The organism is Algoriphagus yeomjeoni (assembly GCF_003259505.1).
In the GTDB taxonomy this organism is placed as follows: Bacteria; Bacteroidota; Bacteroidia; order Cytophagales; family Cyclobacteriaceae; genus Algoriphagus; species Algoriphagus yeomjeoni.
The window spans coordinates 340388-360332 of the sequence record NZ_QLLK01000002.1; the positions used below are offsets into that span (position 1 = coordinate 340388).

Here is a 19945-nt window from a genome sequence, read left to right on the forward strand (position 1 = left end):
TAAGTGAATAAAGCGATTGTTATACCAGAATCATGGACTATACCAGCTGGATTTTTTGTAGCGAGGTTGAATAAATTTCAACCTCGCTTTTTCACCATTTCTATTCCTGATGCTGTTTATTTGGACTCCGAGTCATTTTTAACTAAGCTATATGCCTCAGTTGATCAGCATGCTGCAAATTCAGCATTGGTCGTATTGCCACATTCTTGGGCTAAGGTTAATAAGATGCAAGATTGGCCACCTATTGTGTGCAATGAGAAATTTCGACCGGTAGTAAACTCAATCTTTTTTGCGGATGAATGGAAGGAATTAGAGAATGCGCTATTGGATTTTCTCTGTGATAAAATTGATTTGGCACCCAAAACACATTTGACTTGCCAATACCAACAACCGTATACAAAAATGCTGAAACTGTGGTCAGAAGCTGGAGCGGAAGATTTTCACCCAGGCGATTTTTACAAATCCGAGATTCTTTCTGCAATCTCGACCATGACTGGAAATTGGGTGTATTGGGGCCATGGGGAGGCAAATCTTCTAAGAGGCTATGGCCACCTCGAAAAAGACGAATTACTAGCTCATATTCCAGCTAAACCACTTAATGCCACACTTTGGTTTACCTGTTCCACTCTTGACAAGCATTCAACTGAAAATATTGCTCTCAGCTGGTATCGTAGTGGCGCAACCAAATGCCTATTAGCAAGTCCGTATAAAATAAATACAGAAGAAAACCAGATGCTTTCGGCTGCTTGGCTAGCGGCTTCAAAATCTCCACCGGTCGCAAGTATTGCTGCTGTTATTTTAAAATTGATCCAGCAAGAATCAAAAGAAATTACTGAAGTACTTAGAAACTACTATCTCCTAGGAAATCCTTGGGTACATGCGGGCATAGGAAATCAAAATTAAGTAAGCTCATATCTTCATTGTAGATCCCCACTCACTATCCAACACACTATAATAAATAGTATCTCTGCGTCTACCGTGAGTAAGTAAAGTATGGCTTCTTAGTACTCCTTCCTCGACCGCCCCAAATTTCATCAATGCCTTTCGAGCAGGTAAATTCAGCACATCGGTTTTGATTTCAACACGCTTGAGTTTTAAAGTCTCAAAGCAATATTCAAGCATCAAAAGCTTCATGGCCTGATTGATACCAGTACCATGAAATGCTCTGCCTAGCCAAGTCCAACCAATTTCTATTCTTTGGTCTCTATCAGAATAGTTTCCAAAAGCAGTACTCCCTACTGCTTGGTTTAACTGTTTATCCCAAACTAAGAATTGTAATCGAGCTCCTGCTAACGCAGGCTTTGCCCATTCCTCAAATTCTGAAGGAATACTCAGGTCATATGTGAAGTAAGTCCAAAGATTTGGATCATTTGCCAGTGGAATCAAAATTGGAAAATCCTGCTCTGTAAGAGGTCTGAGCAGGATTTTATCATTTTCTAAAACTAAATTGGAATTCAACATTAGCCTAAAACTTCTTTTATTGCTTCGTTATAAAGTACTACTTCTTCTATAGTACCGGTAGAAATTCTGCACCAGTCATTCAACGGTTCGAAAGGCCTACCGACAATAAATCCTTTATCAAACATCGTCTTATTCAATTCTTTGATATCCCTTCCTGAGTGGAAAAAAATGAAGTTCGCATGAGAATCCAAATAAGGCAACTTCAAATCATCCAGTGTTTTTGTAAGCAAAGATTTAGCTTCCGCAGTTTTTTGAAGAGAAAACTGGTAAAAGTCTTTGTCAAGAAGTGCAGCCTTACTTGCTTCAATTGCCATAATGTTAGTGTTAGCGACTACGCGGTCCGAAAGTAATTTGGCCAACTCAGGCTTTGCAATCAAATATCCCATTCGTATCCCAGCCAGTCCGTAAACTTTTGAAAAAGTACGGGAAACTATCACATCGTAACCTTGCTTCACCAACTCAACCATCGATGGGTAATTCGGTTCGGTGATGTAATCATAGTAGGCTTCATCAGAAAAAACTACTGCATGCTTGCTCACTGTTTTGCAAAAATCCACCACTTGATCTGCCGGAAGTAATTTACCAGTTGGGTTATTGGGATTACAAAGAAAAACCATCTTGGTTTTATAGGAAACCCGTTTCTCTATCTCTTCTAAATCAAAGTCCAAGTCCTTGTTCAATGGCACCCAATTAATATCTGTACCCCAAAGCTCAGCATAGCTCATCATTGATAAAAAGGTAGGTGAACATGATATGATCTCTCCCCCACCTCCAAAAGTGATCCCGGCTATTTTCAATCCTTCTGTAGAACCTGCTACCAACACAATGTGGTCTTCAGGAACTCCTTCTTTTTCGGCGATCATTTTGACTAAGTCCGCATTGAATCCCCAAGGGTATCGACAGCCATTATCAAATCCTTTTATCATAGCGTTTCGCATGGATTCTGAAGGGCCGTACGGATTCTCATTAGAACCTAGGCGAATTGGTGAATCAATAGGTCTAGGATTATACTTTCTGATTTCCTCGGCAGAAAGAGAACTGAAAATCCCAGTCGTTCCTAAGGCAGCTAATCCACTACCAAAAGAAGCTTTTTTTAGCCATGATCTTCTTGAAATTCCTGACATGATTTTACCATTTAATTGTTAAAATAATAATGTACAACCACACATATTATAATATTTTCATCATTAAAGTATTTTTATTAATAATAGCATATTTGGAAAAAGTGGGCCCTTGTAAAATTATCTATTATTATTTGTTTGTGGCTCAAAATAATTATTTAAATTATACAAAAGCGAAATTAACCCTAAACCCTAATATTCATGAAAAAGCTATTACTTTTCTTAGTCTTTGGGATGCTTTGGGTAAGTAGTCTCAAGGCTCAACAATCACAGTATATGGTATTCGAATTTGTCAAGGTTGAAAATGATCAACTGTTTGACTACATCGAGTTTAAAGATTTAATGGAAAAAGTTTATCGCCAGGCTCTGAGCGACAAAAGAATTAAAGGTTGGGATTTTTGGTCACTTCAATCTGGCGGCGATCACTCAGATTTTCAATACATCATGGTTACCTATTACGATGATCCTGTCAAAATGATGAATGGACTAGATGAAAAATCTATGATGGAATATACCAGAATAGCTTATCCTCATCTAAGTAGCATTCAAGTAAGCAACTTGTTTCAGGAGTCTCTTAGTATGCGGGATATGCCTATGAGGCTGTATATGAGGGAAATAGCTGAAACAAATGATAATTTCCAAATGAAACCTGGAGTATTGGCTTCCTTCGATTTGATGAAAGCAAAAGAAGGAAACTTCGAAGCTTATGAAGCTGCGGAATCAGAGGTTTTTAAACCAATACATCAAAAATTTGTAGAGCAAGGCTTAATGGGTCACTGGAGTTTGCTAAGAACGGCGCTACCACTCGGGTCTGAAGCCAAATCAACTCACTTGACGATGAATATATACAAAGATTATATGCAGTTTTTTAACGCTCAATCCTATGAGGATATGACTCAAACTGAAGAGCAAAGAATAGCTGTGAATGAAGGCTTAAACTCAAGAGACCAAAAATGGGTTTATCTAGCAACATTAGAAAACGTAGTTCGATAGTCCGGTTGTAACTTACGTGAGGAGGTTTTGAAAAAAGCCTCCTTTTTTTATTTATTCTAAAATCAGTGGTGTATCTGGTTTATGTACTTTTTATGTAATTGTACGTCCTATTTTTATATAGAAGGCTTTTGGTTGGCGTACAACCTAAAAAAGAATAACCCTGAAACTGGACCGATAAATAGCAAAGCCAATACTACATCAATCCTCAACCAAGTAAGTAAAAATTGAGCAAGTTGAATACTTATGATAGAAAGGGCAAAGCCCATGGAATTGACCAGAGTAAGTGCAGTTCCGCGATACTCTGCCGGCACACTTTGAGCCACCAAGGTGGAAAACTGTGGTGAATCTGCCGTAACAAACATTCCCCAGAATAGCAGTAGACTCATCCATATCCAACTTGAAGAACCACTGGTAAATAGGACTAAAACACAGCATATACCGGAGCCAAAAAGTGCCACCTGAGCGACTTTTGCGCTGCCAATTCGCTTGGCTACTACCCCTCCAAAAGCGCAAGAAAATGCTCCTATTGCAATCACAAAAAATGAAAGTAAACTATCACTTGGCTGCATTGCTTCATTTCCATTAAAAAAAATAACCAGAACAGGTACAAAAGCCCAGAACGTATAGAGCTCCCACATATGTCCAAAATACCCTGAAGCTGCACTTTTCAATGCTTTGATTTTAGAGAGCTTTGGCAAAAGCCGAATATCAAATTGTGAGTTGATTTTATGAAAAGGTCCATCAGGAACAAAAAAACCAACTATAGCCCCTCCTATCATTGCTAGGACAGAGGTAGACAAGAGTACTTGTTGCCATGAAAAATTTAGATCTAATCCTTTCAAAAGGTGAGGAAAAGCCGTTCCTAGAACCAAAGCACCAACCAAAAAACCCAAGGCTGCTCCTAGACCTTTTTGAAAGTAATCCGCAGCGATTTTCATTCCTACGGGATAGATCCCAGCCAGGAAAAACCCTACCATAAAACGACAGATGAGGACCACTGTCAATTGCATGGGTATAAGGACAATTAGGAGATTAAAGCTAGCTGCCAGAATAGAGCTTACCAAAAACACGTTGCTCGGCGAAAAACGATCTGGAATAGAAAAAACGGCAAACAATAAGGTGCCCAAAATAAATCCTAACTGCACCACTGAAGTGATTGTAGCTAAAATCTCAGGAACTTCTAGAAGTTGGCTGATTTCTGGTGCTACAGCATTTCCTGCAAACCAAAGAGAAGTGCCTAGAAATTGAGCTACAACGATCAAGATCAAGGCACTTCCAGCTGTTAATTGGGATTTCAAGCTCCTAAGATTCGGCTAATCATAGTCACTTCTTCTGTGCTGAAAACAGAATTCTTCACAGCATTTACATTATCGTCTAATTGCTCTGGCTTCGATACTCCCACTAAAACTGATGTGATTCGCTCATCTTTCAATAACCAAGCAATAGCCATTTGAGCAAGTGTTTGACCTCTGCCAATCGCAATATCATTCAATTTTGAAATCATGCTAATCTTCTCCTCTGAAATCTGTGCGGCTTTCAAATATCTACCATCTTTTGCAGCTCGGGAATCCTCAGGAATACCTTTTAAGTATTTATCTGTAAGTAGACCTTGCTCCAATGGAGAAAAAGCTATACTTCCTACTCCTTTTTCACCCAAAACATCCATCAGGCCATTTTCCACCCAGCGATCGATCATAGAATAGCGTGGTTGATGAATCAAAAGCGGTGTACCCAGGCGTTCTAAGATAGCGTAAGCTTTGGCAGTATCTTCTGCGCTGTACTGGGAAATACCAACGTAAAGTGCCTTGCCTTGTCTTACTAAAAGATCAAGGGCACCCATTGTCTCCTCAAGTGGAGTATCTGGATCAGGTCTGTGATGATAGAAAATATCTACATAATCCACTCCCATTCTTTTCAAGCTTTGATCACAGCTGGCTATTAGATACTTTTTGGAACCAAAGTTTCCATAAGGACCAGGCCACATATCCCAGCCTGCTTTTGAAGATATGATCAGTTCATCTCTCAAGCAAGCGAAGTCCTTTTTCAAGATTCTTCCAAAATTCTCTTCAGCGGATCCAAAAGGAGGCCCATAATTATTGGCTAGGTCAAAGTGACAAATACCAAGATCGAAAGCCCGACGAAGAATAGATCTACCTAGTGTAAAATCTGCGTTGTGACCGAAGTTGTGCCAAAGTCCAAGACTGATTTCTGGCAGCACTATTCCACTTTTACCGCATCTACGGTATTTCATCTGATGGTAGCGATCAGTCGCAGGTTGATAAGGTAAAAGTGGGGAATGATCGTTAATGTCCATTTATTGAAGGTTTTTTTGTTAGTTTAAGAAAACCAAAATAGAGCGATTAAAACTGATATCAAACCTAAGCCAAGAAGAAGTAACCAACTTTTCCATAAGTAGCTGATCCAATTGTTGTACTTGATTCCAGCAGCTGCAATTACCGCCATCATCCCACCATTTGTAGGGGTAATAAGATCCATTAATCCCGCAGCATACTGATAGGTGAGTACAGCTACTTGACGGGAAATCCCCAATAGATCCATTAAAGGAACTGCAAGCGGCGTAGTCAGGACCGCCTGTCCTGAAGTGCTAGGCACAGGAATGTGGATTATAGCTTGACTTAGATATAGTCCAATAGCTGCAAATTGAATAGGTAAACTTTCTAAAGGGACAAATAATCCATGAATGATCGGGTCAATGATAGCTGTTTTCTGAAGAATCAAATAAACACTTCGAGCTAATCCCACAATAACTCCCGCAAAAATCAACTCACCAAAACCCTCTGTATATGCTCTAGCAGTGCCATTAAGCCCTAATTTTCCAACTAAACCACAACTCATCCCAACCACAAAAAACAATGCACTCATTTCATTATAACCCCAATCTTGATAAACAATGCCCCAAGCCATTGTTCCAATCCCACTAAAGGTGAGTATCAAAATCACTGTATGTCTCAGTGAAATCTTTACAGGTTTCATTTCATAGGATTCGGAGGTTGAATTATTCAGTTTACCGTATTTAATATGGTAAGCACACCAAATCAAGATAGCTACAACCCAGAATAAAATCCTGAAGGCAAACCCTTCCTGAAAATCAAGTTCTGCAATAGTTTGTGACAATAAAGAGCCGAAGGGATTGACAGGAGAAAAACTTGCACCAACAAGTGCAGAGCCTAGCGCCAGTGCAATTATTGATCTGATATCATAGTTTATTTTCTTTGCTAAAAGCACGAAAATAGGTGCCATAGCAATCAGCTCCTCTTGCATGGCAATCGTACCACCACAAAAAGCAAAAACAAACCCTATGAAATAAAGAAGCAAATATTGCTTGTTCCTAAATCTATAAATCAAAGCTTCGATCCCTTCCTGAAGTGCTCCGGTTTTCTCAACCACATAAAAAGCTCCTCCAATAAGTAAAATCAAAACAACGATGTCTGCTCCTAAAATAATCCCTTCAGGGACAGCCAAAGCTATGTCATAGATAGACGCATTGTGATCTTCAATTGAGTCGAAACTGCCAGGAACTATCACCTCTCTGCCAGTTTCTAAATCCAGTATCCGTTCATAGCTGCCTGATTGAATAAAATAGCTAGACAGTCCAGCCAAAATGACAAATCCTAAAAGAATAATAATCGGATGTGGAAAAGATAACCTCATTTAAAAACAGAATTCAAGGTGAAATATATGAAAGGACTTGATTTGCAATTTTAGTTCTAAAACCCACTTCATCTTTTGAATTAGAAAAGAGGAATATACCAGTGTGCTCTTCGGCAGAATAAAAAAATATGCTTGAATAACCAGCTTGGCCTCCAAAATGACCAACCCAGTCTGAGCCATTAAGTTGGATTTGTTGAAAACCCAAAGGAACTTCGGAATCAGCAGTGAGCCAGCTAAGATGTTTGGAAAACTTCCCTCGTTGGTCATGCAATAAATGGGTCAAGGCAATACTCATGTCTTTTGTAGTCGTCACTAATCCAGAAGAAGGAGAAGGCAGAATAGTAAACTTGATTCTTTTTGGCTCTATTCTTTTCCAAATAAAGGTTTTCTGATATCCTGTTAGACCATTTTCTTCCAAAGGCCAATCACTAACATATTCAGAGTTTGTCATTTCTGTTGGCTTAAAAACATGAGTTTTGACAATGGAATCCAACTCAAAATCATCAAGAGCTGAAAGCAGAAAACCTAATAAGTCATAGTTTGAATCAGCATACTCATAGGTAATCGAATCTGAGTGATAGCTAGTCACATCCCCGACAAATCCCATCCCCCACTCACTTAGGTTTTGAGATTTTGAAAAAGAAAGGATTTGCTCAGAAAAACTTTTGTCTCGGATTCCTGATTGATGTAATAAAAGATTATCAATTCGAATATTGGTAAGGCTGGAGGAATTAGGAATTTCATCCAGTTTAAGAGAATATAAAGAGTCCGTGGCGCGAATTTCCTTATCCTGAAAAGAACTTGCCACTCCTAAAGCAGTGAATAGTTTGGAAATGGAAGCAACTAAAATTTTGCTATCTACTGTTAGTGAATCCTTTGTTTCCAGGTTTTCAAAACCAAAGGCATTCAAATAAATCACCTTTCCATCTTTGACTACTGCCGCAGATATCCCTGGCAATAAGTAAGTTAACATTGATTCTCGCAAAATAGAATCTACTCCGTCTTGCATGCTATTTACTTTGGCGTTTGGGGCTACACGAACTTTAGGAAAGCTATTCCACCATTCCCAAGCTATAAAAAGAGCAGTCCAGAAAACCAAAACAGCTGCTAACACTTTGATTTTCTTGGCCATAGAAAAAAGAACTTTTAATCAATTTAAAATTGTATTTCCTCTTTATCAGCGCTTTCAGGATTAATTTATGATCCAATAAAAGCGTGCATATCCTATTTATTTTCCAAGTGTGAAAAATCACAATCAAGTTCCACACGGTTCCAATTCCCACATTTAGCAGCAGCTTCGTAGCTACTTTGTAAAAATTCCAGAAGGGTCTTAGTCGGATCGGACGACTTCTGTACATCTTCGTAGGTCAGCATAAACTCACCCATTTCTGTACTCCAAAAGGCTTTCTCAGGAGATATTTTTGCATCCTTAAAGTCAGGATAATTTGGATAAGTGTATGCGTAGAAAATGGGAGTTTTGAAGGCTTCACTGCCTGGCCAAAACCCAACACTAAATACTTCATGTGAATAAGCCTCCTGCATCACTGAAGTAGGAATATTTGGAACCTGACCGGTAAATTCCGGAGCTTTATTTCCTGAAAATCGTGTGTACGCTAAATCAAAAGACCCCCAGAAGAAGTGAATTGGACTATTTTTCCCAGTAAATTTCGTTCTAAAATAACCAAAAACATTCTGAATATGAACCAACACTTTCCAAAGACTTTGGGCTGTATTTGCTTGATAAATGATTCTTTTCTTGTTTTTTGGAAATGGAATTGGATCAGGAACTTCATTGGGACTCTCATGTATTTTCACATCAATTCCCAAAAACTTCAATTTCTCCATCAGATGCTCATAGAAGCTAGCAACAGTCTGACCTCCAAGTGCAAATCGATCACGGGAACCATTACTGGTTTTTATCCGCAATTCATGATGAATGAAATCAAATTTGATTTCGAAAACGCCACCGTCATAAGGGATATTTCCCGTAGTTAATCCCTGAGCATCCACATATAATGACACATGCCAGGAGTGATTTTGCCATGGAGATTTTTTTAGCCTCACCTTCCCTACTATCTGCGTCCACTGATGTAAGAGATAAATGGTGTCTTTATTCTCCTCAAATTGAAAGACTGGCCAAGAATTCTTTTTAGATGCCATAAGTAAAAGTTTATCCTTCAATTTATAGGTTTTCCTTCCTGAACAAAAATTAAATTTGAGACTTTAACAATTTCTCCAAAGTTTTCATGCCTTTTGTTGCGTTTTCAAGGATATTAACCACTTTTCTTCTAAAATTTACTTCTGGATTTTTTGGATCAATCACATAAATCAGTGTGCTATCTGGGACAAAATCAACTAAGCTAGCGGCTGGATATACTTGAAGTGAGGTTCCGATCACCACAAAAACATCTGCAGTCGTGGCAATTTCTATGGCATTTTCCATCATAGGAACCTGCTCACCAAACCACACAATATGTGGGCGCAGTTGGCTTCCCTTTTCACATTTATCTCCTTCTTTTATCTCCCAATGATCTAAGTTGTAAACCAAACTAGGGTCAAGACTACTCTGCGCTTTTTTCAATTCTCCATGCAGATGAATGACTTTGGTAGAACCAGCGCGCTCATGCAAATCATCTACATTTTGAGTGATGATGGACACCTGAAAGTCTCTCTCCAGCTCCGCTAAAATCGTATGTGCCTCATTAGGCTCGCAATCCAGCAATTGCCTTCTCCGTAGATTGTAAAAATTCTGAACGAGCGCTCGATTCCTCCTCCAGCCTTCCGGTGAAGCTACTTCCATCACGTCGTGACCTTCCCACAGTCCTCCAGAATCCCTAAAAGTTTTGATACCACTTTCAGCAGAAATTCCTGCACCGCTCAGAACTACCAAATGTTTCTTTTTGATCATGATCATATTTTTGCCCGCAGATTAGCGCGGATAAAACCGCAGATTATCGGAGATTTTAAATTCTGGACCAATTGAATCAAATCGAATCATCAGCGAATATCTGCGTCATTTATCTGCGAGAATCTGCGGGAAATGAATCCGCTAAATCCTATACAAACCTACACTTCAAATACTTGATCTTCTCCCCCTTTTCAGAAAACATCTTTTCGTATCGTGTCTGAATCCCAAAATGATCATCTTTCCATTCAGATTGGTAAAAATCATGCGTAAATCCTAAGACTTCAATATCTTCTCTACTTTGAAAAAGCTCCAATGAATAATTGAAAAGGTCCGTATTATCGGTTTTGAAATGTAAAAAACCATCCTTTTTTAACATTGGCTTATACATATCCAAAAAGCGAGGGGAAGTCAATCTTCGTTTCTCATCTCCATCTCTAGGAAATGGGTCTGGGAAAGTGATCCAAAGCTCAGAAATCTCATCAGCTGCAAAGTATTTCTCCAATAGCTCAATCTGAGTCCTCAAAAAAGCGACATTATGAATTCCTTCTTTGGTAGCTGTAGAGCTACCTTTCCAGATTCTGCTGCCCTTGATATCTACTCCTATAAAGTTCTGATTAGGGAAATTACGAGCTAAACCAACTGTGAATTCACCTCTTCCGCAAGCGAGTTCTACGACTATAGGATTCTGATTTTGAAACTGAACTTCATTCCAATTTCCTTTGATTGTTTCAAAAATTGGCTTTCCTGCCTGGATTACATTTGGGTTCTCGTCGTTCTCTTGGAAGCGAACCAGTTTTTTTCTACTCATCTAAAGCTCTTCGATTTCTGCAACCACAAAAGTACTCCCTCCCACAAAAATCAAGTCATCTTTGTCGGCATTTTTTCTGGCAAATGCTAAAGCTTCATTGATATCTGGGATTATGTCACCTTTCAAACCCATAGAAAGCGCCTTCTCTGCCAATTGCACTGCCGGTAAAGCTCTTGGGAGTTTCGCTTCACAAAAGACATAGTTTGCAGATTTTGGAAGCATAGAAAGCACCTTGGATATATCCTTATCCTGAACCATTCCTATGACAAACCATGACTGCTCATAGTTGTAGGTTTCCAATTGAGAAAGAATTTCTCGAAACCCAGCTTCATTATGCCCCGTGTCACAAATCACTGTAGGGTTCAAAGAGAGCGTTTGCCATCTTCCTTTCAGTCCAGTCAATTCTGTGACATTTTTCAATCCTTCGAATACAGCTTCATCAGGCAAGCTCCATCCCATATGCCTCATTTGAGAGACAGATTCTAAGATTCCAGGAAGGTTATATTTCTGGTAATTTCCATTCAGCCCAAAAGTCAAATCAAACGATTTCTCCTTGGCCGCCGCTGTGGTCTGTGTCTTTCCAGACAGAAACACTGCTTTCTTAGAGTTAATCTGATACCTAGCCCTCCCATCTTCCTCCGCAATTTTCTCAGCCTTCCACTTTTCATCCGCAAAAGTGATCGGAGCATTCATTTTCTTGGCTTTTTCAAGGAAAACAGAGCTTGTTTCCTCATGTGTTTCGCTGATTACCACAGGTACATTTGCCTTGATAATCCCAGCTTTTTCACCCGCAATTAACGGCAGAGTATCACCGAGAAATTGAACATGATCAAAACCAATATTGGTGATCAATGAAAGTTCGGGCGTAATAACATTAGTACTATCAAAATTCCCACCCATGCCCACTTCTATGATAGCTATATCGACTTCTTGCTGCGCAAAGTGCCAGAAAGCCATTCCGACAGTCATTTCAAAGAAACTAGGCTTCAGTTCATCAAGAAAGGTTTTGTTTTCTTCTACGAACTGTACCACTAAATCTGGACTGATTTCCAAACCGTTTATTCTGATTCGCTCAGTGAATGACTTGAGATGGGGGGAAGTATAAAGTCCTGTTTTGTAACCAGCACTCTGAAAAATAGCAGCCAAGCTATGGGAAGAACTTCCTTTCCCATTGGTACCTGCCACGTGAATTGATTTGAATTTACGCTCAGGATTTCCTAGGTGATTGCATAGTGCAATTGTACTCCTGAGATCCTTCCTAAAAGCCGATGCTCCCACTCGCTGAAACATGGGCAGGGAATTAAATAAGTAATCCAGCGTCTCCTGGTAATTCATTACTTAATCCACCTTAATAACAAATGTAATCTTACCAGTAGAAAACTCAGCAGCTGCGCCACCTTGCTTCTTAAAGGAAATCTGATTTACTACCTGACGGTAATAAGCCAATACATCATTGGACACATTATATTCCAAAGGAACTGCTTGAACTACTCTCCCCAAATCATCAATGGTGATTTTAAAAACTATTCTACCATTACGGGTAGACACTCTATCATTGATATTTGGTCGCTGGGCGAAATCCCAACCTGCAAGGTCTAGGCTATAGCCATCGCCTGAATTTGCACCTTTTCCAGAACCAACGCCCATGATTGCTCTGCCATCAACAGTTCCTTTCGGATCGCCTTCATCGCCTTTTTCGTTAGATGTGCCCTGAGCTCCACCAGAAGCTGGTTTTGTACCTGTTCCGGATGTACCTCCAGCTCCCATGACAGCTCGCTGATCGATTTTTGGCTTTTCAGGTGCTTTTTGTACAGTCTCTTTTTCCTCAGCTTTGGCAGGGGTTTCTACTGGCTTGGCAACTTCCTTTTTAACTGGTTCTGGTTTTTTAGTCTGCTCTGTAGCTTTTTCCTCTCCTCTGATTGGAGAAGGTTTTGTAGTCACAGCTTTATTTACTGAAGGCTTTGGCTGAGCAGTTGGCTTGGCAGTTTCTGTTTTTGGACTTGGTGGAGGTGTGGCTGGTTTGCTAACTACTTCAGCTATTTCCCCAGGTGCAGCAGCCTCCACTACCGGAGTAGGTGTCTCTGAAGGTGCAACTGGACTGTTTCTTTCACCCGAACCTGTAGGAGTAAATCCAAGATTCAACTCCAAACCGAAAGTGGGCAATGGCGGAACGGGCTGCTTCCAAACCACTATAAAATAGAGCGCAATCAAAAGCAACACGTTGAAGATAATGGTGATTATCCACGATTTTTTCTTGCTTTCGCTCTCTATTTTTTCTGCGTTCCAGTATTCCATTTTATTAGAATGGTTTTGTTGCTATTGAAACATTTGCTTCCAATCCCGCTGCAATTCCTCCGATCTCTACCAGGTATTCTACAGGGACATCTTTGTCTATGTGTAAAACAACCTGACTATCTTTTCCCTTAAGTAAAGAAGTCAATTCGTCCTTGATTTGTTCCCTTGAGACGATTTTGTCATTTACCGAATACTTCAAGTCATTAGTAACTGTAACGGTAACTTCCTGCATTACGATGTCAGATGTCTCGCTGGAGGGCAAATTCACAGGCAAGCCTGAAGGTGTAATAAATGAAGAGGTAAGCATAAAAAAGATCAACAACAGAAAGATGATATCTGTCATGGATGACATGCTGAATGCCGGATCTACTTTATTTTTAGCCTGAAGTCCCATTTTATTTATCTTGTAACAAGTCAATAAATTCGATCGAAGAATACTCCATGTTATGGACAAGCTTCGAAACTTTCGATACTAGAAAATTATATCCTAAGTAGGCAATAATACCTACCACCAAACCAGCTGCTGTAGTGATCATGGCTTCATAGATACCTTCGGAAAGAAGCTTTGGGGAAACCATTCCTTCTTCCTGCGCTATGGCAATAAAAGCCTGAATCATACCGGCTACAGTGCCCAAGAAACCTATCATTGGCGCAGCACCGGAGACAGTTGCCAGAAGATTTAGATTTTTTTCCAATTTATAAATCTCGATTTTCCCGACGTTCTCTATCGCTACTTCAATATTTTTCAAAGGAGAACCAATTCGTTCAATACCTTTAGCAATCATATTTGCAACTGGAGTACGCTCACCTGCACAAAGGATTTTCGCTTTTTCAGTCTGACCACTTTGTACCAAGACCTTCACTTGATCCATCAGGTGCGAAGAGGTTGTTGAGGCTTTATTGAGTGTAATTAATCGCTCTACAAAAATGAAAATAGCCAAAATGAATAAAAGGTAAAGCGGTACCATCATGTATCCGCCTTTGATTAGAAGGTCAAGAAGTCCGATGTCATTGTTGGTGGCACCCATCGCCAGGCTATCTGCTGCAGAAAGTGTATCTGTAGAGAGCGTTTGAAGTAGAATCATATTAATATTTCAAAATCCATAAATCTTCTGTGTACTGATCTTTGACCCGAGCTAGCTCTTCATTGATGGCAGTCCATCCTCTTGAAGTTCCTATTGCCAAACGATAGTTTGTGACATCTTCGTATGGCGTGATGAGGTAAATCGTCTCTGCTCTATTCTTATATTGTTCTGCCTCTTCCAAAGCCAAAGCTTCATTGGGTAGGCTTCCCACTATAATGTAGAATTGAGGTCGATCAGCTTTTTCTTCTACTCGAACCAAAGTTCCAGATACCACTGACGCAATAGTTGTACCAGTTTGAGCTGATTCTGCAACAGGTGAAACAGAAGTTATAGAATCTGAAATAGTTGTTTGATTTTCAATCAATTGTGTTTCTTCACTTGGGGTAGAATTGAATGCAACGGCATCATTTTCTTCCTTTGCTGATCCCTCTGTAGATTCAGAAACTAGGTCCTCTGAATCTTGAACTGGGATACTGCTTTTATTCATTTGCCAGATAATAACCATTACTACAGTTAATGTCATAACTGCGGCTATCCATATCCAAGAACTATTGGATTTCTTTGCCTCTACTTTAGGCGCTGGTTTAGCTACTTTTTCTGCTTCGGTTACAGGAGGTTTTATGGATTGAATGGTTCTCTTCTTAACCTCACTGACATCAATTGGAGCTGCTTTTTCTTCCTCTTTTTTAGGAGTTTCGGCCTGAGCCAATGGCACTATTTCTACAAATGGAAGTCCATAATCCTTTGGATCAGTCCAATGCTTATTATCTGCAGTTTTATCAGTCATTGCTTTCGGGGAATGTTACGAAACTAAGCGAAATGAGCCTAAAGCCCAACCGAAAGGCTTAAACAAATCTTAGAATTTAAAAGAAGCCCCACCAATAAACTGAATTCCTCGAACTGGATAATTCAACCAGCGCATATTTCGTGCATTCAGGAGATTGTTTCCTTCGGCAAAAATTGAGATTCTATCCGTGATTCCGTAGTCCGCTTTTAATTGTAAATCTGTGATGGTTTTAAGTTTAACAACCTCATATGGTCCAGATTCTCCAAAGATATCGCTTACATCCTGTCCACGTGCTTTAACCCCACCCATCAAATTCAAATTAGCCTGAACTATCAAGCGAGCAATTGGAGTGAACTGATTATTTACTCTTAATTCCCAAATAGGCCTATTCCATGCTTCAGCCTGCGTGCTTAGATCGTATTGGTACAAATCCAATCTACTGTTAAGCGTATACATATCTGAGAATTTATATCCCAGTTCTGCATTGACATTGAAAACAGTTGTCTTTTCATCATACACCAAGCTGAACCTAGCCGAATCAGTTGTAACGAGGTTGTTGGTGTAATTATTCACAAAGAAATGCATCTGATTGTATCGGCTCATGTTTATAGCCCCACGATAGCTGAACGCACCATTGAATTGACCTTCTATCCCGCCTTCTACTTTGTAATTCTGAATGGTGTTAAGCAATTGATCACTTGGACCCAAATAAGGATTTTCATTGACAAAACTGTAGTAGGTGTTTCTCTGTACATCCCCAGAGAATTCTGCGAAGAAGCCAAATTCCTCAGCAAACTGATAGTTGGCTTTCAGTACTGGAAATACATGAAAATCACTTGATTTATCCTCCAGAGAATCATTTTCCGAAACTAGATTCAAGCCAGCTGTGAAATTAAATGCCTCGTATTTATAGGAAATCGTAGGACGTACAGCAAAATAGGTTCTCTTTAAAGAATAGTTTAAGTCTTCAGGATTCGTCGAGAAGTAAGACAACCCAACTTTCCCAGCCCAATCTTCAGTAGGTCTAAAAGTTAAGCTACCCTCAGCACCAAACTGATTCTCCTTTACCATATAACTGTCTGTAAAGTTTCTAAAACTCAACTGACCCTCGTAAGAAATCGGTCCTACTTTTTCTAATTCTCTGATGCCTGCTTTCACTTCGATAGCTTCCAGCACATTGCCATCAAATCCGGCAAACAACCCCTGAGGATCAATTGCAGTTCTAGGATCCTGCCCATAGAACTGGTAACTGTCCTGATTCCAACTCAATCCGCCATAGACCTCGAAGAGATCAGTAAAATAGCTGCCGTCAAATCCCAAATTAGTATGCGATTCCTTAGATTCCTCCCCCAAAACAGGGCCTTTTCCAAAACTCTGATGATTGAGCTGCAAAGAATAATTAAAGTCTGTTATGTCCGTCCCCATATACCTAGCTTCCAAAAGTGGCGAAGCAAAGTTCCCATAGCCTGCACGAATATATCCTTGGTAGAGGTCAAGGCGCTCAGGTGAATAGACTTTTTGTGAAGGTTCAGCCTTCAAATCCAGGGGCTTTAGATTTAGCGGGTAGCTGCTTACCAGGTACTTATACTCATTTAGCCCTGTTGGCTTTGGTAAAACGGGAAGTTTCTCATACATCCTAGGCTGCACTGGCACAGTCAATACTCGATCTTTTCTAATCACAAATTCCTGATCTGTAACTGCACCTCTTTCTTGGGTTTGAGCCATCGCTAATCCAGATGTCAAACCGATAATTCCTGTAAAAAGGATAGTTTTCGCTAGCTTTTTCATGGTTTACTTAAGGGTTTGAAGTTTGGATTGAGCCATTTCTTTAATTTCTGCATTTGTAGAGTTTTCTACTATGGATTCCAAAGTCGCTTTCGCTTGGAACTCCTCCCCGCTTTTCACATAGTTATCTGCCAAGAGCAAGAAGATCCTGCCGTACCAATAATCATAATTGACAAATGACCCAGACTGGTCAAATATCAACTCATTCGATTGAGTGATCTCACCTTTTTCCTGTAAAGCAAGTGCCAGCAGATAAAGCCCTTCAGCTCCTTGCTCAGTCTTGTAATCAGCAACCAAAGCAGTCAGTGTTAATTCAGCTTGAGGCTTTTGATTCAGCGCAATCTGTGATTTCGCTTTGATGAGCAGCGCTTTAGGCGAAGACTCAGGAATTACCCCATCCAATGTTGCCAAGCGCTCTGCTTGAGTGATTGCTTGTTGATATTTCCTTGTTTCAAAATTGGCAATCATCAAACCCTGCACAGCTTCGGCTTCTTCCGGTTTGCTACGGGCATTTTGTACGGAGGTCTCTAGATAAGGAATTGCCTGAGCATAATTCCCTTTTTCCAGCTCTATTACCCCTATTTTTTGCATTGCTCTAATTCGCTGTGGAGAAGCCGGCTCTCTTTCTAAAGTTTTGAATTGAACCAGCGCATTATCTTCATCACCAACTTGCAAATAGCTTTCTCCTAAGAAATATAAAGCGTCTGCTCGTTGTGCCGATTGAGGATAACTCTTCAAGTAATTTTCAAAACCACGAATAGCCTGGGTATAATTTTTATCGAAAAATGTGCCTTTAGCCGCTTCGAATTCCAATGATTGCACAGATCCATTACTTGGATTTGCTCCTTTGTATTTGTCCAAATAATCTGAGAACTCACCAGATCTACCTTGCAGCGCTAGCGTCTCCTGAAGCCCCTTCAATGCCGTTTCTGCATTTTGAGCATTTGGATGATTGTTTAAAATGGTGCTGTAATCCCTAATCGTCTGATCGTAATTCTGTAAGGAGAAATTAGCAACAGCTCTTCCTTCCAAGGCATAAGGAACAAATGGACTATTTGGCTTAGAACTTAATAAATCTGAGAAAGAAACAGAAGCAGCTTGGTAGCTGGTCTCTTCCATATAAATCTGCCCTCTCTGGAATAGTGCATCTTCGTAATAAAGACTATTTGGATAGCGCGAAATCAGCACATCCAATTGACCAAGAGCTTCTTGGTTTCTGGATTGGAAATTTTGGACCACTGCCAATCTATAGTAAGCGTAATCAACTCCTGAATTCCCCTCATTGATAGCTCTCTGAAAAGTAGCAGCAGCCTCAGGAAATCTCTTCTGAACATAATAGCAATCCCCTAGTCTCAAGATTGCATCGTCATATTGCTGCTTATTTGCAATGATCTGTCTGTTCTCAGTAAATCTCCTGAATTGATCTTCAGCCTTTGGATATTGCTGGGAATTGAAATATGCGTAGCCAAGTCCATAATAAGTTTTGGTGACCGTACCATTCGTACCAGAAGGACGATTGCTTAGCACTTGCTCGTATGATTTGATCGCCTGCGGCAAATTATCCGCTGCAGAACTGATTTCTCCTTTCCAAAAATAAGTATCCAATACCAAGTTTTTATCTACTGGAAACTTCAGGGACTTATCTAAATAGGCTAAAGCTGGATTCCATTTCTGGTCACGGTAATAGACCATAGCCTGATAGAAAGCCACTTTTTGATAAGCTTCTTGAATTCTAAGAGATTTAGTGGCGATTTTATCCATCTGCTCAATTGCACGTAGATAATCGTTGGTATTGACCAAAGCTTCAGAAAGCAAATTCTCAGCCTCTACTCTGTATTTCCCTGAAGGATAACTTTCTATATATTCATCCAACGCTGTGATTGCAGACTGAAAACTACCTTTCTGCAGATTCACTTTAGCATAGTTGAAAATAGATTCCTCTTTGATAGCTGGATTAAAATCAGATTTTGCAGCAGATTGGAAACTCGTAGATGCAAATTGATAATTCTCCAACTTCAAGTAAGCCTGAGCCAAATAATAACTTGAAGCTTGGCCTATCTCATCGGATGATGAAGCGGACACTTTCAGGTAATCTGTAGCTCGCTGGTAGTTTTGGATTTCAAACTGAGAAATCCCAGCCTTATAAATCTCTTCTCGTCCTAACTCACCTTTTCGGGAATTGATGAATGCATCATAGTTTTCAGCAGCTTTTGCAAAGTTCTTCTTCGCAAAATATCCTTCTGCCAAATAAAGATGGATTACTTCTCTTTTCTCCAGATTTTGACCATTCGTCAATTTAGGTTCTGCATAGCTAATTAACTGATCATAGCTCTCTTGCTTATAATACAGAGCCGCCAGTAGATAAGGAACCTTATTGGCATAGTAAGGAGATTGAGAGGCCGTTTGAAGATCAGAAATGGCTTTTGTTGTATTCCCATTTTCCATAGCAATGAATCCGCTGTAATAATAGGAATCAAAACTCGCTTGCTGATTTAGTGCTTTGCCAGCGTCAAAGAAAGGCGCAGCTTGTGCGTATTGATTTAGCTGAAAATGAGAATAACCTTGCTTAAAAAGCACTTCGGCTTGCTGTTCTACAGGCAACTTTCCTGCATCTACTAATTTATAGCTATCGATTGCCTCAGCGAAATTCTTTTTAAAGAAGAAATGATCTCCCAAGTACAACCCCGCAGTAGTAACTGACGGATCATTTCCATGCTCATAAATATAGCTTTTCATTAAGCCTGGACCATCTGGACTTTCCAATTGGAGAGCTGCCATGGCACGATTCAATTCTGCAGCTTTGGCCTGGCCTGAATTCACTGGCTTTCCTAAAAGTCTGGAATTATCATAGATGCTTGCTGAAAAAAGCTGCTTATCAAAAAGCTCCAGATTGTGGTCTAGCTTCTGTTGAGGACTAGTTTGATAGAGGGAAGACTGAGAATACGCCTCCAAACTAAGTCCAAGGCTCGCAAGGAGCACAAGGTGGTATTTCATATGATTTTAATTTGTCCATTAAAAGCCATATGGAAT

Annotated in this window: 18 protein-coding genes; 2 read left to right on the top strand and 16 right to left on the bottom strand. The window is 39.9% G+C overall.

All coding sequences use genetic code 11. The features are described 5' to 3' along the window. Positions 1 to 3 precede the first annotated feature (3 nt). Positions 4 to 903 (top strand): hypothetical protein, encoded by a 900-nt coding sequence (locus tag LV83_RS04785; RefSeq protein WP_111610396.1) that lies wholly within the window; start codon positions 4 to 6, stop codon positions 901 to 903. Between the two features lie 6 nt (positions 904 to 909). Here LV83_RS04785 and LV83_RS04790 read toward each other — a convergent pair whose 3' ends face one another. Both LV83_RS04790 and LV83_RS04795 read right to left on the bottom strand, forming a co-directional pair. Beyond that, complete coding sequence (locus tag LV83_RS04790; protein WP_111610397.1) at positions 910 to 1461, bottom strand: GNAT family N-acetyltransferase; 552 nt, start codon at positions 1459 to 1461, stop codon at positions 910 to 912. Continuing rightward, positions 1461 to 2585 (bottom strand): pyridoxal phosphate-dependent aminotransferase, encoded by a 1125-nt coding sequence (locus LV83_RS04795; RefSeq protein WP_111610398.1) that lies wholly within the window; start codon positions 2583 to 2585, stop codon positions 1461 to 1463. Before LV83_RS04795 ends, LV83_RS04790 begins: the two co-directional genes overlap by 1 nt. 198 nt (positions 2586 to 2783) lie before the next feature. On the opposite strand from LV83_RS04795, the gene LV83_RS04800 reads away from it, so the two are divergent. Further along, entirely contained in the window at positions 2784 to 3575 is a 792-nt protein-coding gene (locus tag LV83_RS04800) for a hypothetical protein (RefSeq protein WP_170124555.1), read from the top strand. A 113-nt stretch (positions 3576 to 3688) separates the two neighbouring features. Here LV83_RS04800 and LV83_RS04805 read toward each other — a convergent pair whose 3' ends face one another. From LV83_RS04805 to LV83_RS04870, 14 genes are all read right to left on the bottom strand, one after another. Continuing rightward, entirely contained in the window at positions 3689 to 4873 is a 1185-nt protein-coding gene (locus tag LV83_RS04805; RefSeq protein WP_211320455.1) for an MFS transporter, read from the bottom strand. Further along, positions 4870 to 5889 (bottom strand): L-glyceraldehyde 3-phosphate reductase, encoded by a 1020-nt coding sequence (gene mgrA / locus LV83_RS04810; RefSeq protein WP_111610400.1) that lies wholly within the window; start codon positions 5887 to 5889, stop codon positions 4870 to 4872. Before mgrA ends, LV83_RS04805 begins: the two co-directional genes overlap by 4 nt. 23 nt (positions 5890 to 5912) lie before the next feature. Next, a complete protein-coding gene (locus tag LV83_RS04815) occupies positions 5913 to 7247 on the bottom strand; it encodes a YfcC family protein (RefSeq protein ID WP_111610401.1) in 1335 nt (444 codons plus the stop codon). 13 nt (positions 7248 to 7260) lie between these two features. Further along, positions 7261 to 8379, bottom strand: a complete 1119-nt coding sequence (locus tag LV83_RS04820) for a serine hydrolase domain-containing protein (RefSeq protein WP_111610402.1) — start codon at positions 8377 to 8379, stop codon at positions 7261 to 7263. Positions 8380 to 8471: 92 nt separating this feature from the next. Further along, complete coding sequence (locus tag LV83_RS04825) at positions 8472 to 9407, bottom strand: DUF5996 family protein (protein ID WP_111610403.1); 936 nt, start codon at positions 9405 to 9407, stop codon at positions 8472 to 8474. Between the two features lie 49 nt (positions 9408 to 9456). Next, positions 9457 to 10155, bottom strand: coding sequence for an SIR2 family NAD-dependent protein deacylase (locus LV83_RS04830; protein ID WP_111610531.1), 699 nt, complete (start codon positions 10153 to 10155; stop codon positions 9457 to 9459). 148 nt (positions 10156 to 10303) lie between these two features. After that, on the bottom strand, positions 10304 to 10963 hold the full coding sequence (trmB, locus tag LV83_RS04835; RefSeq protein WP_111610404.1) for a tRNA (guanosine(46)-N7)-methyltransferase TrmB: 660 nt from the start codon (positions 10961 to 10963) through the stop codon (positions 10304 to 10306). Then, a complete protein-coding gene (locus LV83_RS04840; protein WP_111610405.1) occupies positions 10964 to 12298 on the bottom strand; it encodes a bifunctional folylpolyglutamate synthase/dihydrofolate synthase in 1335 nt (444 codons plus the stop codon). Positions 12299 to 12301: 3 nt separating this feature from the next. Then, entirely contained in the window at positions 12302 to 13258 is a 957-nt protein-coding gene (locus LV83_RS04845) for an energy transducer TonB (RefSeq protein WP_111610406.1), read from the bottom strand. 4 nt (positions 13259 to 13262) lie between these two features. Continuing rightward, positions 13263 to 13652 (bottom strand): ExbD/TolR family protein, encoded by a 390-nt coding sequence (locus LV83_RS04850; protein ID WP_111610407.1) that lies wholly within the window; start codon positions 13650 to 13652, stop codon positions 13263 to 13265. A gap of 1 nt (position 13653) precedes the next feature. Then, complete coding sequence (locus tag LV83_RS04855; RefSeq protein WP_111610408.1) at positions 13654 to 14343, bottom strand: MotA/TolQ/ExbB proton channel family protein; 690 nt, start codon at positions 14341 to 14343, stop codon at positions 13654 to 13656. A gap of 1 nt (position 14344) precedes the next feature. After that, entirely contained in the window at positions 14345 to 15130 is a 786-nt protein-coding gene (locus LV83_RS04860) for a hypothetical protein (RefSeq protein WP_111610409.1), read from the bottom strand. 69 nt (positions 15131 to 15199) lie between these two features. After that, positions 15200 to 16918: a TonB-dependent receptor gene (locus LV83_RS04865; protein WP_111610410.1), complete on the bottom strand. Its 1719-nt coding sequence runs from the start codon at positions 16916 to 16918 to the stop codon at positions 15200 to 15202. A 3-nt stretch (positions 16919 to 16921) separates the two neighbouring features. Then, on the bottom strand, positions 16922 to 19909 hold the full coding sequence (locus LV83_RS04870; RefSeq protein ID WP_111610411.1) for a tetratricopeptide repeat protein: 2988 nt from the start codon (positions 19907 to 19909) through the stop codon (positions 16922 to 16924). Positions 19910 to 19945: the final 36 nt, after the last annotated feature.

Excerpts from the sequence above, each read along its gene's own strand:
- LV83_RS04790 (WP_111610397.1), bottom strand. The coding sequence starts at position 1,461 with ATGTTGAATTCCAATTTAGTTTTAGAAAATGATAAAATCCTGCTCAGA.
- LV83_RS04815 (WP_111610401.1), bottom strand. The coding sequence starts at position 7,247 with ATGAGGTTATCTTTTCCACATCCGATTATTATTCTTTTAGGATTTGTC.
- LV83_RS04820 (WP_111610402.1), bottom strand. The coding sequence starts at position 8,379 with ATGGCCAAGAAAATCAAAGTGTTAGCAGCTGTTTTGGTTTTCTGGACT.
- LV83_RS04795 (WP_111610398.1), bottom strand. The coding sequence starts at position 2,585 with ATGTCAGGAATTTCAAGAAGATCATGGCTAAAAAAAGCTTCTTTTGGT.
- LV83_RS04870 (WP_111610411.1), bottom strand. The coding sequence starts at position 19,909 with ATGAAATACCACCTTGTGCTCCTTGCGAGCCTTGGACTTAGTTTGGAG.
- LV83_RS04845 (WP_111610406.1), bottom strand. The coding sequence starts at position 13,258 with ATGGAATACTGGAACGCAGAAAAAATAGAGAGCGAAAGCAAGAAAAAA.
- LV83_RS04840 (WP_111610405.1), bottom strand. The coding sequence starts at position 12,298 with ATGAATTACCAGGAGACGCTGGATTACTTATTTAATTCCCTGCCCATG.
- LV83_RS04830 (WP_111610531.1), bottom strand. The coding sequence starts at position 10,155 with ATGATCAAAAAGAAACATTTGGTAGTTCTGAGCGGTGCAGGAATTTCT.
- LV83_RS04860 (WP_111610409.1), bottom strand. The coding sequence starts at position 15,130 with ATGACTGATAAAACTGCAGATAATAAGCATTGGACTGATCCAAAGGAT.
- LV83_RS04855 (WP_111610408.1), bottom strand. The coding sequence starts at position 14,343 with ATGATTCTACTTCAAACGCTCTCTACAGATACACTTTCTGCAGCAGAT.
- LV83_RS04825 (WP_111610403.1), bottom strand. The coding sequence starts at position 9,407 with ATGGCATCTAAAAAGAATTCTTGGCCAGTCTTTCAATTTGAGGAGAAT.
- mgrA (WP_111610400.1), bottom strand. The coding sequence starts at position 5,889 with ATGGACATTAACGATCATTCCCCACTTTTACCTTATCAACCTGCGACT.
- LV83_RS04850 (WP_111610407.1), bottom strand. The coding sequence starts at position 13,652 with ATGGGACTTCAGGCTAAAAATAAAGTAGATCCGGCATTCAGCATGTCA.
- trmB (WP_111610404.1), bottom strand. The coding sequence starts at position 10,963 with ATGAGTAGAAAAAAACTGGTTCGCTTCCAAGAGAACGACGAGAACCCA.
- LV83_RS04800 (WP_170124555.1), top strand. The coding sequence starts at position 2,784 with ATGAAAAAGCTATTACTTTTCTTAGTCTTTGGGATGCTTTGGGTAAGT.
- LV83_RS04865 (WP_111610410.1), bottom strand. The coding sequence starts at position 16,918 with ATGAAAAAGCTAGCGAAAACTATCCTTTTTACAGGAATTATCGGTTTG.